This window comes from Nesterenkonia aurantiaca (assembly GCF_004364585.1).
GTDB classification, from domain to species: Bacteria; Actinomycetota; Actinomycetes; order Actinomycetales; family Micrococcaceae; genus Nesterenkonia; species Nesterenkonia aurantiaca.
In genome coordinates this window covers 88701-103766 of the sequence record NZ_SOAN01000006.1, presented here as the reverse complement: position 1 = coordinate 103766, position 15066 = coordinate 88701, and the positions used below count along the sequence as shown (strand labels likewise).

Annotated in this window: 12 protein-coding genes; 7 read left to right on the top strand and 5 right to left on the bottom strand. The window is 68.2% G+C overall.

Going from position 1 to position 15066, the window contains the following annotated elements:
* Positions 1 to 251 precede the first annotated feature (251 nt).
* Positions 252 to 602 (bottom strand): hypothetical protein, encoded by a 351-nt coding sequence (locus EV640_RS08810; protein WP_133726299.1) that lies wholly within the window; start codon positions 600 to 602, stop codon positions 252 to 254.
* Between the two features lie 164 nt (positions 603 to 766).
* Between EV640_RS08810 and EV640_RS08805 the strand changes: the two genes are divergently transcribed.
* Positions 767 to 1684 carry a phosphatase PAP2 family protein gene (locus EV640_RS08805; protein WP_084479279.1) on the top strand — a complete coding sequence of 306 codons (918 nt, stop codon included), beginning with the start codon at positions 767 to 769 and terminating at the stop codon, positions 1682 to 1684.
* 120 nt (positions 1685 to 1804) lie between these two features.
* On the opposite strand, the gene EV640_RS08800 is transcribed toward EV640_RS08805, so the two are convergent.
* Entirely contained in the window at positions 1805 to 2908 is a 1104-nt protein-coding gene (locus EV640_RS08800) for a fatty acid desaturase family protein (RefSeq protein ID WP_133726298.1), read from the bottom strand.
* Between the two features lie 86 nt (positions 2909 to 2994).
* Positions 2995 to 4920 carry a sensor histidine kinase gene (locus tag EV640_RS08795; protein ID WP_084479278.1) on the bottom strand — a complete coding sequence of 642 codons (1926 nt, stop codon included), beginning with the start codon at positions 4918 to 4920 and terminating at the stop codon, positions 2995 to 2997.
* Between the two features lie 83 nt (positions 4921 to 5003).
* On the opposite strand from EV640_RS08795, the gene EV640_RS08790 reads away from it, so the two are divergent.
* From EV640_RS08790 to EV640_RS08780, 3 genes are read left to right on the top strand one after another with little or no spacing between them, the layout of a single operon-like run.
* Positions 5004 to 5711, top strand: coding sequence for a response regulator (locus EV640_RS08790; protein WP_133726297.1), 708 nt, complete (start codon positions 5004 to 5006; stop codon positions 5709 to 5711).
* 57 nt (positions 5712 to 5768) lie between these two features.
* Positions 5769 to 8066, top strand: a complete 2298-nt coding sequence (locus tag EV640_RS08785) for a S9 family peptidase (protein WP_133726296.1) — start codon at positions 5769 to 5771, stop codon at positions 8064 to 8066.
* Positions 8063 to 8929 (top strand): class I SAM-dependent methyltransferase, encoded by an 867-nt coding sequence (locus tag EV640_RS08780; protein ID WP_166645896.1) that lies wholly within the window; start codon positions 8063 to 8065, stop codon positions 8927 to 8929. The genes EV640_RS08785 and EV640_RS08780 overlap by 4 nt, the downstream gene beginning before the upstream one ends.
* A 70-nt stretch (positions 8930 to 8999) precedes the next feature.
* On the opposite strand, the gene EV640_RS08775 is transcribed toward EV640_RS08780, so the two are convergent.
* Both EV640_RS08775 and EV640_RS08770 read right to left on the bottom strand, forming a co-directional pair.
* Positions 9000 to 10034: a DUF2332 domain-containing protein gene (locus EV640_RS08775; protein WP_133726294.1), complete on the bottom strand. Its 1035-nt coding sequence runs from the start codon at positions 10032 to 10034 to the stop codon at positions 9000 to 9002.
* A 71-nt stretch (positions 10035 to 10105) separates the two neighbouring features.
* Positions 10106 to 10765, bottom strand: a complete 660-nt coding sequence (locus EV640_RS08770) for a TenA family protein (RefSeq protein WP_036473182.1) — start codon at positions 10763 to 10765, stop codon at positions 10106 to 10108.
* Positions 10766 to 10906: 141 nt separating this feature from the next.
* Between EV640_RS08770 and EV640_RS08765 the strand changes: the two genes are divergently transcribed.
* From EV640_RS08765 to EV640_RS08755, 3 genes are all read left to right on the top strand, one after another.
* Positions 10907 to 11887 carry a 1,4-dihydroxy-2-naphthoyl-CoA synthase gene (locus EV640_RS08765; RefSeq protein ID WP_235180896.1) on the top strand — a complete coding sequence of 327 codons (981 nt, stop codon included), beginning with the start codon at positions 10907 to 10909 and terminating at the stop codon, positions 11885 to 11887.
* 248 nt (positions 11888 to 12135) lie between these two features.
* On the top strand, positions 12136 to 13164 hold the full coding sequence (locus EV640_RS08760; protein WP_133726336.1) for an acyl-CoA thioesterase: 1029 nt from the start codon (positions 12136 to 12138) through the stop codon (positions 13162 to 13164).
* 222 nt (positions 13165 to 13386) lie between these two features.
* Entirely contained in the window at positions 13387 to 14943 is a 1557-nt protein-coding gene (locus EV640_RS08755) for an OFA family MFS transporter (RefSeq protein ID WP_133726293.1), read from the top strand.
* The last annotated feature ends 123 nt before the right edge of the window (positions 14944 to 15066 follow it).

Sequence of the window (15066 nt, the reverse complement as noted above, 5' to 3'; positions counted from 1 at the left end):
ACCATCCGCACACAGCCTGGGAGGATCTTTGGGGCGTCGTGACCGGCAGCGTCAATCGCCGCGGATTCCGGAATCGCAATGGCGACTCTAGACTGTCACGATCTGACGCCATCTGCCGTCGACATCGCAGACAAATTCAGGTACCCCACGCGGTAGAGAATCGATGCGGGCCGTATTCAGATTGACAACTACCTGGAGACGTAGTCACGGAGGCTGATTCCTAATTCGGCCGGGCCAAAGTTGTCACTCTTTCAGTAGCTGAAGAGGTGACCCGAGGCGCAGGTCAGACCAGCCGCGATGCCAGCCTTGGGGCCGCCGAACACCGTGCCTATCCCTGTGGCGGAGTAGCACTGCAGCTGCTTCCGTGCCTGCTGCTCGTCGATTTCGCGCACTTCACAGTTCATCGGCGGATTCGAGATTGACTGGCAACCTACGGAAGATGCCGGCAGGGCCACGCTCGCCGATGCGGGCGCGGCGCCGAGGAGACCTCCCGCTGCTGCAACACCCATGACGCCGATAGAAGCAACTGTTCTCTTTAATATAGACTTTTTATTCATATCTAATTCGTAGCACGCTTCGTTCATAGGGATCAAGGTGTTCACCTCAGATTTCGCTGATTCTCGCTCACATAGCTAATTGGGCACGAAAGTAATCATTCACGACTGAATTCCGCGCGGGTTGAAATGATGCCGGCTAGGTCGTTGCTGTCGAAACACAACCGGAGTCCAAGCTCCCCGTCGCTGAAGCCGTGCGGCAGAATGGCCGCATGCCCCAACACCAGAGAAACCCGGCCTTCCACCTCGAGCGGTGGGTGGCCGGGTTTCTGCTGTGTGTGGTGCTCTTCGGGGTGCTCTACCTCGGCGCGGTCCGCACCGGGCCGGGCCAGCTGCTGGACCAGATGATGCAGCGCACCGCCGCAGGCACCTGGAACCCACTGCCTGAGCTGAATACGCACAGGACCTGGGCCACCGTGTGGATCCTGCTGCCCCCGGCGCTGGCATGCCTGGCGCTGGGTCATCAGCGCGGATCCCACCAGCGGTGGCTGGTCCTGCTCTGCGGGGCCGCGGTGGCGCTGGGGTCCAACATCACTACGCAGCTGATCAAGCTGGTCTGGTCCTCGCGTCCTGCGCTGGTGAGTCTGAGCCAGGAATGGCCGATGAACTCCCTGCCCAGCGGTCATACGACCATGGCCGCAGGTGCCGCAGCGGCGGTGTTCCTGATCTGCCGGCCCCGAGACCGCGCCTTCTGGGGCGTCCTGGCCGGAGTCTGGGCGGCCGGGTGGGGCGGCTATATCTACATCGAGGGCTGGCACCTGCCCAGCGACATGTTGGCGGCCTATCTGGTGGTGGCGGCCTGGACGCTGCTCGGCGGCGCCGTGGTGCACCACGTGGAGGCCAGCGACCCGCAGCTCGCGCCGCTGCCGGCCGAGCCTGGAATCCCGGGAGGCCGACAGGCGGGCCTTTGCCTGACGCTCGGAGTGATCGGCACGGCGATCGGGCTCGCCGCGCTGCTGGGACCGGTGGCGCGCCATGGCCTGGCAGAGGCCACAGCCTCACCCAGCCCGTGGCTGTTCATGGCGGGGGCCGCATTGTCCTCCGCCCCGGCGTTCCTGCTCAGCGCGGTCCTGATCCCGCTGTTCTCCAGCGAGACCCGACACCTGACCCGCACCTCCCGCGCGCGCTGACCTCCGCGCTGACCCGCACGTCCCGCGCGCAGAACCGCCCGGTCCACAAGAAGTGGACCGGGCGGGAGATCGCGGGGCGCAGCGCCCCGTGATCACGGGTTCGGCGTGACCCGGAGCGGGTCAGCGGGCGCGGTACTGGTTCATGATCGGGCAGTCCATCGGATCGGCGTAGCCCAGACCCACACGGTTCAGGTAGGTCACGACCATGCCGTAGGACGTGATCAGCCCGGTGGCGGTGTAGCTGATGCCCTTCTCGGCGCAGAACTCCTCGACGATCGGCTTCACCTTGTGCAGGTTGGGGCTGGGCATCCGCGGGAAGAGGTGGTGCTCGATCTGCAGGTTCAGTCCGCCCATGGCGACGTCCATGGCCCGGCCGCCCTTGATGTTGCGTGAGGTCAGCACCTGGCGGCGCAGGAAGTCCATGTCGGAGTCCTTGGGGATGATCGGCATGCCCTTGTGGTTCGGGGCGAAGCTGCCACCCATGTAGACGCCGAAGACCAGCAGCTGGATGGCCAGGAAGCCCAGCGCCAGGCCGGGGCTCATGGCCAGGAAGATCAGCACCGGGAAGCCGATCAGGCGCACGGCCAGCATGGCCAGCTCGGTCTTGCGGCGCTTGAGCTTCTTGGCGGTGAAGATGGTCTTGAGCGCGTTGTAGTGCAGTGCGATCGCGAAGAGGGTCAGCAGCGGGAAGAACATCCAGCCCTGCCGGCGGGCGAGCCAACCCATGAAGCCGGTGCGCTGCGCAGCGTCCTCGGCGACGAAGACCAGGGCGCCGGGGGCGATGTCGCCGTCCTTGCCGATGGTGTTGGGGTTGGCGTGGTGCTTGCCGTGCTTCTTGGTCCACCAGCCGTAGGACAGACCCACGATGAGGTTGCCGGTGACCCGGCCGAACCACTCGTTGCGCTTGCCGGTGCGGAACACCTGCTGGTGGGCGCCGTCGTGGGAGAGGAAGGCGACCTGGGTGAACAGGATCCCGAAGAGCGCGGCGAGGCCGAGCTGCCAGAGGCTGTCACCGAGGGTGAACATCGCCACGAAGGCGCCGGCGAAGGCCAGGGTCAGCACGATCACCCGGAGCACGTAGCTGGAGGCGCCGCGGTCCATCAGGCCCTCGTCCTTGACCCGCTGGGCGAGCTCGAAGAATTCGTTGACCTGTTTGTTACCGGCTGGGCGCACTCGCTCGGCGCGGCCCTGGGCGGCCTCCGACCGTGTCTCAGTGATTGTCATGGTTCCACGTTATCGAGCTGAGATCTGCGCCGCGTCACCCGGCGGAGCCAACCTGACCCCCTACCCGGGTAGGGGGTGGGCGGGGTTCACAGCGGGAAGGAGGCCCGGATGAAGTACCCGCCGTCCGGGGTCTCTCCGGTCTCCACGGTCCCCCCGACCGCGCTGACCCGCTCCCGGATGCCCTCCAGTCCCAGCCCGGCGCCCGGGGCGGGCACTGAGACCGGGTGCGGCGGAGCGGTGTTGCGCACCTGGATCAGCAGGTGCTCGGTGTCTGCTGAGCTCGAAGCCTCGGACCGTTCCCCGAGCAGCTCGGCGCTGACCTCGATCGTGGAGGAGGGCGCATGACGCAGCGCGTTGCTCAGTCCCTCCTGGACCATCCGGTAGGCGGCGAGGCCGACCGCGGAGGACGCCTCGACGACGTCAAGCCCGGTGACCCGGATCGGGGTGCCCGAAGCGCGGGTGGCTTCGACCAGGGAGTAGATCTCGGCGAGGCCCGGGGTCGGTCCGGTGGGGGGCTCCTCCTCGCTGCGCAGCGTGCCCAGCAGCATCCGCATCTCGCCCAGTGCTTGGCGGGAGGATCGGGCGATCTCTTCGAACTCCTGCTGCGCCTCGGGCGTGATGGAGCTGAGCCGGTAGCGGGCGGTCGCGGCCTGCACGCTGATCACCGACATCGAGTGGGCGACCACGTCGTGGAGCTCGCGGGCGATCCGGTTGCGCTCCTCCAGCTCCCGACGTCGTCGGCTCTGCTGCGCGCTGGTGCGTTCGGAGACCTCGAGCCGGTCGGCGTCGCGGATCCACTGCCGGGTCAGGCTTCCGAGCACTGCGACGCCGACCCCGACCGAGGAGAACACGATGCCGGTGCTCACCGCGCCGTCGGGCAGCTGCGGAGCCGCCATGACGATGGCCGCGAAGGTGAGCAGCGCACTGGCGGCCCAGCCGCTGGCCGCGCAGTACCAGGGCTCGCGCAGCGCCGCGACCAGGATGACCCCGCACTGGATGAGCATGGCGGTGACCGGCCAGGGCCAGATCCCGACCCCGGCCTCCGCGGTGGCGCCCATCAGCCCGGCTGAGACCAGCACCGAGGCGCCGATGCCGGCCCAGGGGAACTTCAGCGTGAGCACAAGGCTCAGGCAGTGCGCGAGGGTCAGCACCAGGCCCAGGGCCGGGTGGATCCCATAGACCGTGGTGGTCAGCGGCCAGGCCACCGCGAAGAGCACCACCGCGGCGAAGCAGATCCCGATCCAGGACCAGGCGGCGGAGCTGAAGGTGGCCGAGGAGTCCTCGACCTGGCCCCCCGGTCGTCCGCCGGCGACCCGAGAGAGCGTGCGCTCCAGCGGATGCGCCTGCGGGTGCTCCAGCGGGATCAGCCGACCCCGGCCGCCGGCGCCGAGCAGGCTCGTGGCCAGCAGCGCGTCCAGCGCGGCCAGACCGCGCATCACGGCAGGCAGGGTGACCAGGAAGACCACGCCGAGGAGGAAGAACACCCCGGAGTCCAGCACGTACTGCCAGAATCCGCTGGCCGGCACCAGCGCCGGCGCGATGAGCTCCAGGAGGCGGATCAGGCCACGTTCACCGGGGATGAATCGAGACCAGAAGAAGTAGGTGAGACCGACCGGGCCCATCAGGATCCACAGGGCCGCCACCACGAAGGTCACCAGCCGCACCGGCAGCGCGAGGATCATCTCAAAGATCAGGTCCAGCCAGCGGCGCGGGTCCGCCACCGGTCGGAGCCGACCGGCCAGACCTGGGTCCCGGGGACGGTAGCCGACCGGATCGAGCAGCGCGCCCCAGATTCGCAGCCGACGCCGGGAGAGCTCCGCGAACTCCGAGGCGGTGACCAGGGTCAGCGGCAGCACCAGGGCCCCCACCCACAGCGGCGCGGTCGCGATGGAGACCGCCAGCAGGCTCAGCAGCAGGCTGGCCCCGAAGAGCGCGATCGGCAGCCCTGGGAGCACGTAGGCGCTGTCGCGCACGAGCCGTCGGGTCAGGGATTCAGGGGCAGGGCTGTGCACGTGGAGGATCCTGGGCTGAAGGGCATGGTGACCTCATCACACCATAGGCATCGGCGAGCGCGGTACCGGGGTAGCGTTGAACCATGCCCGCCGCCGACTCCGCCGACCCCTCGGCCCCGCTCGCCCCTGCCTCGATCCGGGTGCTCATCGTCGATGACCAGTCGATGATCCGCGCCGGCTTCGCCGCCCTGCTCGACGCCCAGGTGGACATCACGGTGACCGGCACCGCCGCCGATGGAGAGGGCATCGAGGAGGTGGTGCGCAGCACCACCCCCGACGTCGTGCTGATGGACATCCGGATGCCCAAGGTCAACGGTCTGGAGGCCACCCGGCAGATCCTCGGCATGGACGGGACTCCGCCGCGGATCCTGATGCTGACCACCTTCGACGCCGACGAGTACGTCTTCGACGCGCTGCGCGCCGGGGCCAGCGGCTTCCTGCTCAAGGACGCCACCCCCGAGGAGCTGGTCCAGGCGGTCCGGGTCGTGGCCGAGGGTGACGCGCTGCTCTCGCCGAAGATCACCCGCACCCTGATCGCCGACTACGCGGCCCGTCCGACGGCGACCCCGGTGCCGTCGCGGCTGCTGGGGGAACTCACCGAGCGGGAGCAGGAGGTGATGACCGCCGTCGCCCGAGGACGATCGAACGCGGAGATCGCTGCCGACCTGTTCCTGGCCGAGCAGACCGTGAAGACCCACGTGTCACGGATCCTGACCAAGCTGGCACTGCGGGACCGGACCCAGATGGTGGTCTACGCCTATGAATGCGGGCTGGTGCGCGCCGGGGAGTGAGCCCGGGGCCCGCTGCGCGGCGTGAGCCGGGCACCGGCAGTCTGGTTGAATGGCCGCATGTCTGAATCCACCGCCCCGCAGGCCAAGAAGGTCCCCACCGAACGCACCCACCACGGGGACACCTTCGTGGATCACTACGAATGGCTGCGGGAGAAGGACTCCCCCGAGGTCCTGGCGCATCTGCACGCCGAGAACGCCTACGCCGAGGCGGTGACCGCGGCGCAGAAGCCGCTGCGCGAGAGCATCTTCAACGAGATCAAGCACCGCACCGTGGAGACCGACCTCTCGGTGCCCTCCCGCCGGGGCGACTGGTGGTACTTCACCCGCACCATCGAGGGTGAGCAGCACCCGGTGTACTGCCGGGTCCCCGCCGCCCCCGCAGCAGATTCAAGTGCGATCGCGACCGAAGCCGAGCAGCCCGACGGCGAGCCCGGGTCCTGGACCCCGCCGCAGGTCGAGGCCGGCGTCGCCCTGGAGGGCGAGCAGACCTTCTTCGACACCAACGCCGAGGCCGCGAAGCATCCGTTCTACCAGCTCGGCGGGATGTCGCTGAACGCCGAGGGGACCCTGCTTGCCTACTCCGAGGACACCTCCGGGGACGAGCACTACACCGTGCGCTTCCGCGACCTGAGGACCGGGGAGAACCATCCCGAGGAGATCAGCAACGTCCACGGCGGGCCCGTGCTGGAGCCCACCGGAACCCGGGCCTACTACATGGTGGCCGATGCGGCCTGGCGGCCCTACCGGCTCTACATGCACACCCTGGGCACCGCGGCCGAGCAGGACCGGCTGATCCTGGAGATCAGCGACGAGCAGCTCTGGACCGGCGTCGGGCTCTCCGCGGACAAGCGCGAACTGGTGATCATCTCCGGGAACTCCGAGTACGACGAGTCCCGGCTGCTGGATGTCACCGACCCGCAGGCCGAGCCGGTGCTCCTGATCGGCGCCGAGCGGAGGCTGCTGCACAGCATCGACCCGATCGAGGTCGACGGCGAGCGGCTGCTGCTGATCACGCACAACCAGTCCGGGCCGAACAACGCCCTGGCGGTGACCACCGCCGCGGCGCTGACCGCTCAGGACCCGCGCGGTGACCAGCCGCTGGACCTGGGCAAGCCGGTGCTGCCGCACGAGGAGACGGTCAAGCTTGAAGGCGTGAGCGTCACAGCCGCGCAGATCATCGTCGCCGCCCGCCGGGACACCATCGAGTCCATCCAGCTGCTTTCCCTGGATGCGCTGCGCGCGGCGCTCGCCGGGGCCGAACCGGTGCCCACCTCTACGCTGCCCGGCCCGGCCTTCGACGAGGAGCTCTACACCTGCGCGGTGATCGCCGCGGAGTATGAGGCGCCGCTGTTCCGGGTGGCGTATGAGTCCTGGCTGACCCCGACCCGGATCTATGACATCGAGCATCGCACCGCGGAGCCGGTGCTGCGCCGGGAGACCCCGGTCAACGACGTGGACCTCGACGCCTACCGCGCCACCCGGATCTGGGCTCCCAGCGGGGACACCCGCGCGGACGGCTCGGCCATCGAGATCCCGGTCACGGTGCTGCACCACCGGGACGTCTCCGCCGACGGCACGAACCCCGCACTGGTCTATGGCTACGGCTCCTATGAGATGAGCATGGATCCCAGCTTCGGGATCCCGCGGCTCTCGCTGCTGGATCGCGGGATCGTCTTCGCGATCGCGCATGTCCGCGGCGGCGGCGAGCTGGGCCGCGGCTGGTACGAGGACGGCAAGAAGCTGAAGAAGGCCAACACCTTCACCGACTTCATCGCCGCCACCGATCACCTGATCAGCACCGGATGGGCGGATCCGGCGCGGGTCGCGGCGCTCGGCGGCTCCGCGGGCGGGCTGCTGATGGGCGCGGTGGCCAACCTCGCCCCGGAGAAGTACGTCGCGATCCTGGCCCAGGTGCCCTTCGTGGACAACCTGACCACCATCCTGGACCCGGAGCTGCCGCTCTCGGCGCTGGAGTGGGAGGAGTGGGGCAACCCGATCACCGACCCCGAGGTCTACCGCTATATGAAGTCCTACGCGCCGTACGAGAATGTGCGAGAGGTGGCTTACCCGGCGATCGCGGCGGTGACCAGCCTCAACGACACCCGGGTGCTCTACGTGGAGCCCGCGAAATGGGTGCAGGTGCTGCGCGAGGCCCAGCGCGGCGAAGCCCCGGTGGTGATGAAGATCGAGATGGACGGCGGCCACGGCGGCGCCTCGGGTCGGTACGAGACCTGGAAGGAACGGGCCTGGGACTACGCGTTCATCGCGCATCACCTCGGTGCCGGTCAGGATCTCAGCGCCGGTCGGGGTCTCAGCGCCGGTCAGGATCTCAGCGCCAGCGAGCCGCGCCGGTGAGTGCTGCCGATGCGCCGATCTCCAGCGATTCGGACAGCCCGGACAGCCCGGTCGGTCCCGGCCAGCGCTCAGTCCCCGAGGTCGATCCGGCCTTCGCCTGGGTGAGCGACCCGGAGCTGGTGGCGATCTATGACGTGGAGAACTCCGGCGGCTGGGACCACGAGTTCTACCTCGAGCTGGCCGAGGAGCTCGGCGCCGAGCATGTGGCCGACATCGGCTGCGGCACCGGGGTCTTCGGGATCCTGCTGGCCGAGCACGGCATCGAGGTCACCGGGGTGGACCCTTCGGCGGCGATGATCGACGTCGCCCGCTCCCGGAGCGGCGCCGGTACCGCGGCGAGGCTGAACCCGCAGCCGCGCTGGATCCACGGCTTCGCCGATCAGCTGACCTCGCAGGCGGCGGACCTGGCCGTGATGGAGGGCCATGTGGCGCAGTACTTCCTGGCTCGCGCCGACTGGGAGGCCGTGCTGGGCCATGCCTTCCGGGCGCTGAAGCCCGGCGGCCACCTGGCCTTCGAGGTGCGCAATCCGGCGGCGCTGGAGCTCGACGCCTGGGATCCGGAGTCCACTCGGGAGACCCAGCCGCACCCCGACGGTGGCGAGTTCACCTCCTGGATGGAGATCGTGCGGGTCACCGAGGACCCCGCCGAGGGCGCGCTGATCACCGCCCGAGCGCATAATCTCCTGCCGGATTCCCGCGAGATCCTCGCCGAGGAGACGCTGCGCTACCGGCCGCTTCCGGTGCTGCGCGAGACGCTGAGCGCCGCCGGGTTCCGCGAGGTGCAGATCTGGGGCGACTGGGACCGCGAGGAGCTCACCGAGGACTCCCCCGAGATGATCTTCTTGGTCCAGAAGCCCAGCTGAGGTCCACGGCGAGACTCGTTGATCGACAGGACCTGTTCATCGGCTGGATCAGCTCAGCGGCAGGAGCTGATCAGCGTCGCAGCGCCCGGGCGGACTGCCCATGCGGGGCGGTGCGGGCGAGCGGCTCGCCGTCGAGGCTGAGCACGAAACCTGATTCGGTGTCGGTCTCGTCCGGGAGCTGCTCCGCGATCCCCTCCACCACCTGCAGGCCTTCGTTGCTGACCCATCGGGCGCCCGCGGCCTCCACCTGGCGGCGGAACCGCAGCCGGTCGGCCCGGCTCAGGTAGGCCAGCACCGCGGTGTGGAAGACCACCGGGGTCATCGAGGCCGGCACCTGGGCCAGGACCTCGGCGAGTCGCTCGTTGAGGTCACCGGTGTGCAGCGCCGGCGGGTCTGCGGCCACCAGAGCCGCGCCGGCGGCGAGCCTCGGGATCCGGTGTTCCATGCCGGGCCAGATCAGCACCTCCAGCCAGCGCAGATCTTCCTGCGCGGTGACGTCCAGGGGGTTCAGATCGATCCCCGCGCGATGACCCACCCGTGAAAGCACCTCCGGGGCTTTCAGCCCCCTGAGCTCACAGGTCAGCTCCACGGTGCTGCGCAGCTGGTCCTCCGCCGGGCTGAGCAGCACCTCGGTGGCGTCCTCGCTGCGGTAGCGCACGGGCCAGGCGTCGGGGTATAGGCAGAGCCCCGCGGAAGCGCCGACCTCGATCAGCGCCAGCGGGGCCTTCTCCTGCGCCTGGATCTGCGCGAAGGCCAGATTCAGCGTGGCGATCCGTCCGGGTTCATTGGTCTGTGTGGCGCGTTCACGGATGGTGGCCTCGATCTGTGACCAGCGCGCGCCGATAAGTGAGTTCGCCTCCGGCCACGCTGCGGCTTCGACGCCATGCAGCCGGGCCGCGGCGAAGAGCAGGTTGGCCTGCCGCTTGGCGGCTGGGAGCTGGGCCAGCCGCGAGAGCAGCTCCTCATCCTGCGCCACCCCGAGGGCCCAGTCGGCGTAACGGGGTGAGACCCCGGCCGCCTCCACCTGGGCGAAATGCCGGTAGTAGGTCGCAAGCTCCTCGATGGCCGCCTCGTCCTGGGCGTCGAGCCCGGGCAGTTCACGCATCTTCGGGCCCCTCGGTCAAGAACTCGGCACCTCGGCGACTCATCGGCTCGTCAATTCCCCGGCTCGGCCGCTCAGCCGACCGGCCAGCGTTCCTGCCGGTATGCCGAGTCCCAGAACATCCATTCGTACTGACTCGCCCGGCGGTAGGCGGCGTGCATCGCGGCTCGGGTCTGCTCGCTGGCCGTGGCGGCCAGCTCATCGACGACCCGTTTCGCCGTCTCGGTGAGCTCGTGGAACTCCGGGTCTCCGTAGGCGCTGATCCAGTCCGCGTAGGGGTGCTCCTCGAGGGATTCAACCCTGGCCTTGAGCCGGGTGCCGACGTCGTCGTAGATCCAGAAGCAGGGCAGCACCGAGGCCGCGAGCACCGGCAGCGAACCTGCCGAGATCAGGGCCAGCTCGTAGGAGGTGTAGGCCACGGTGGTCGGTGAGGGATCCACCGCGGAGAAGTCGACCACGTGGGTCGAGTGCAGCGCGCGCTCCTCCTCGATCGCTCCGGCCGCGGCCCGGGACCAGAACATGATGTGTTCCGGGTCGGTGGACTGCGTGGCACAGGCGGCGAGCGCCCGGGCGTACTCGGTGAGGTACAGCGCGTCCTGGCCCATGTAGTTATCGAAGATCTCCCGTGGCAGCGACCCGGCCTCGAGCTGTTCCAGGAACGGCAGGGTCTCGATCCGCGCACGGATCTCCTCCGTGCTCGCCCAGGCTTCCTCGGTGAATCGTCTCGCGCTCATGCTCTGCCTCTCCAGCACCGCCTGATCAGCGGCTTTGACGGTTATCCAGATCTGCTCTGTCCCAAAAACATCCTAGAGGGTCGTGAACCTGGTCGAACCGAAGCCCGACGACGACCCCGGCTCCTCGGTAGACTCGGGCCTGTGACCGGATCAGATACCCCCAGCAGCCCGACCGTCCCCAGCCTGCCCACGAAGGTCTCCGACATCTTCGACCCCTGGCAGTGGCGCACCGTGGAAGGGTTCGACTTCACCGACGTCACCTACCACCGGCGTGTGCAGCGCGACGAGGCCGGCACGATCACCGCTGATCTGCCGGCGGTGCGCATCGCCTTCGACCGCCCCGAGGTGCGCAACGCGTTCCGGCCCGGCACCGTGGATGAGCTCTACCGCGCGCTGGACCACGCCCGGATGACCCCCGATGTGGGCGCCGTGCTGCTCACCGGCAACGGCCCCTCCGCCAAGGACGGCGGGCACAGCTTCTGCTCCGGCGGGGATCAGCGGATCCGCGGCCGCGACGGGTACCGCTACGCCGAGGGCGACACCGCCGAGACCATCGACCCGGCGCGCGCCGGCCGGCTGCACATCCTGGAGGTGCAGCGGCTGATCCGCACCATGCCCAAGGTGGTGATCGCCGTGGTCAACGGCTGGGCGGCCGGCGGCGGGCACTCGCTGCACGTGGTGGCCGATCTGAGCATCGCCTCGCTGCAGCACGGAAAGTTCAAGCAGACCGACGCCACCGTGGGCTCCTTCGACGCCGGCTACGGCTCGGCCCTGCTGGCCCGCCAGGTGGGCCAGAAGAAGGCCCGGGAGATCTTCTTCCTGGCTCGGGAGCATTCCGCCGAAGAGATGGTCGCCGTGGGCGCGGTCAACGAGGCCGTGGACCACGAGCGTCTCGAAGAGGTCGCACTGGGCTACGCCACCGACATCGCCCGGCAGTCCCCGCAGGCCATCCGGATGCTGAAGTTCGCCTTCAACGCCCCCGACGACGGCCTCGCCGGCCAGCAGGTGTTCGCCGGGGAGGCCACTCGGATGGGCTACATGACCGATGAGGCGGTGGAGGGCCGCGACGCCTTCCTGGCCAAGCGCGAGCCCGACTGGTCCGAGTTCCCGTACTACTACTGATTCAGGTCATTTCTGCATACCGGTGCCTCCTGACGCTGCTGGGAGCACGCCGGGCGTCGAGGACCGGAGACGATCGAACCGGCAACGAATAGACTCCAGATCAGGCCTATGGACGAGGGAGTCATGGCCTTCAATGCGCTGCTGCGCGGACAGGAGACCGGCCTGAGATGAGCTCGAATCCCAGCCTCAACCCCGACGGAACAGATCCGCACCCGGGCTCGGTGCGGGTCGGAGCGGACCCCTCAGAGATGGCGACCCGGACGAGCGGCAGCGGCCAGCGTCACGAGGTCACCCTGCGATTCCTTGCCGCGCCCACGGACCGCGGCAAGGCCGGGACCGTCGACGCCGGTCGGGTCCTGGAATGGGTGGACAAGGCGGCCTTCGCTGCGGCCACCGGCTGGTCCGGCAGCTACTGCGTGACCGCCTACGTCGGCAACATCCACTTCCACGATCCGGTCCAGGTCGGCGAGATGGTGGAGGTCACCGGCACCGTGCGCTACACCGGCCGGACCTCGATGCATATCCAAACGACGGTCCGCTCGGGCGACCCCAAGACGGGCCACCTCGAGGAGCGCGCCCGTTGCCTCGTCATCTTCGTGGCGGTGGACGCGGACGGCTACGCCACGCCGGTGCCGGAACTCGTCCCCCACACCCCGGAGCAGAAGCGCGACCACGACTACGCCATGTCCAGGATCCCCATCCGCGACGCCATCACGGCGGCGTTGAAGAGCCAGCGCTACACGGACGCAGGCACCGCCGAACGCGTCACGCTGCGTTTCCTGGCAGAACCCACGGACGTGAACTGGGGCGGCAAGGTCCACGGAGGCGTGGTCATGGAGTGGATCGACACCGCCGCCTACCTCTGCTCCTCCCGCTATTGCGGCCGAGACACTGTGGCGGTGTTCTCCGGCGGGATCCGCTTCACACGTCCGGTGCACATCGGGGACCTCGTCGAGGTGGAGGCCCGACTGATCTACACCGGCAACAAGGGCATGCATATCGCCGTGGAGGTCCGCTCAGGAGACCCCAAGGGCGGGGAACTCACCCAGACCACGAATTGCATCACCATCATGGTCGCCCGCGACGAGAACGGGACCTCTGTCCCCGTTCCTCCGTGGGAGCCAGTCACGGAGGAGGACCGTGAGCTCTGGACGCATACCCGCACCCTGCTGGAGATCCGGAGCCGCGCCCCTGGCAGTCGTCTCCCTGACCACCTCCTGAACGATGCTCAATCGGAGAAGCCCGCGGGGCATCCCGACGACGCTCCGCGACCGTAGACGATGACCGGGCTGGAGACACCGGATAGGTCGATGGGGATGCACCACGCGGAAGGAGCCCCAGAAGTTCGACCCCCAGGCGAGGATGGAGCCGCCCAGAGTGGTTCACATGCCGGTCAGAGCTCGAGATCTCGCGCTGCCTGAGGTCTGCGCGTCCGGCGGGAGTGGACCCGGGTGCTAGCGTGTGATCTGCATTACCCGAGATCAAGGAGTCGATCAGCCATGACCACAGCAGCGCCCGCCCGCTCTCGTCCCGTACAGAGAGTCACGGCTCAACCCGGCTTCAGTCGCTGGCTCGTCCCGCCTGCGGCGCTGGCTATCCACATGTGCATCGGGCAGGTCTACGCCAGCAGCGTGTACCGCGACGCGATCCAGGTGCATTTCGACGCCAGCCACACCGCGATCGGCATCATCTTCTCGTTGGCGATCGTGATGCTCGGCCTTTCAGCGGCCTTGTTCGGCACGTGGGTGGACCGCAACGGCCCTCGCCGCGCCATCCTGGCCTCCACCGTCTTCTGGGTCTCCGGCTTCGTGATCGGCTCGGTGGGCATCTTCACATCTCAGCTGTGGGTGGTCTACCTCGGCTATGGCGTCATCGGCGGCATCGGGCTCGGCATCGGCTACATCGCTCCGGTCTCGACGTTGATCAAATGGTTCCCGGACCGCCCCGGCATGGGCACCGGTATGGCAATCATGGGATTCGGCGTCGGCGCGATGGTCGCCTCCCCGCTCTCGACGTTCTTCATGAACCTCTACAACGGCGGAGCTCCGGAGAGCGGCGAAGTGCACTCCGGACAGTCCGTGGGCTTTCTCTTCCTCACATTGGCTGGCCTGTATCTGGTGATGATGCTCTTCGCCGCCTGGATCGTCCGCGTTCCCGAAGCGGGCTGGGCTCCGAGTGGCTTCGAGCCCTCGAATTCCAAGAAGTCCTCGATGATCTCTCAACGCAACGTGACGGCAAATATGGCGATCAGGACCCCGCAGTTCTGGCTGCTGTGGATTGTCTTGTTCGTGAACGTCACCGCGGGAATCGGCATCCTTGAGCAGGCCAACGCCTTTGTCCGAGACTTCTTCCGCGGTGATGATGGCAGCACCGTGATCGCAGCGGCCGCTGCCGCCGGATTCGTCGCCTTCTTGTCCCTGACCAACACCTTGGGACGGTTCATCTGGGCGTCGACCTCGGACAAGATCGGGCGCAAACAGATCTACATGGTCTACCTGGGTCTCGGAGCCCTGCTGTACTTCTCCCTGGCCGCCTGGGGGAACGTCTCCATGGCGCTGTTCGTCGTCCTGGCAGGTGTGATCCTGTCCTTCTACGGAGGCGGCTTCGCCACGATTCCCGCCTACCTTCGTGACCTGTTCGGCACTCTGCAGGTCGGGGCCATCCACGGCCGCCTGCTTACCGCCTGGGCCTGCGCCGGTATCGCCGGACCGCTGATCGTCAACAGCTTCCTCGACGCCGCCGGCGGCGAGCCCGGCACGTTGACCGCCTCGGACTACCGCCCCGCGCTGTACACGATGGTCGGGCTGCTCGCGGTCGGCTTCATCGCCAACCTGCTGGTTCGCCCCGTCAAGGAAAAATTCTCCGTGGAACACTCACCCTCATCCGACAGCGTCGACACCCGGAAGCCGCAGGAGGATCCCAGTCGCGACACGACTGTGACACCTGCCGGACCGCCCCCGGTCCCCGTTGCTGTCGCCTGGGTCATCGTCGGAACCCCGATCGCCTATGGGTTCATCTACACGATCATCAACGGAGCTCAGCTGTTCACCAATTGAGTCCACACGCTTCCCGTCGCCTGGATCGGGCACACAAAGGCCGGGCTGCTCCTGCTGGAGCAGCCCGGCCTTTGTGATCCACGCCTTGTGGGGGACCTCTCACCCGAGTGGAGAGCCGACCTC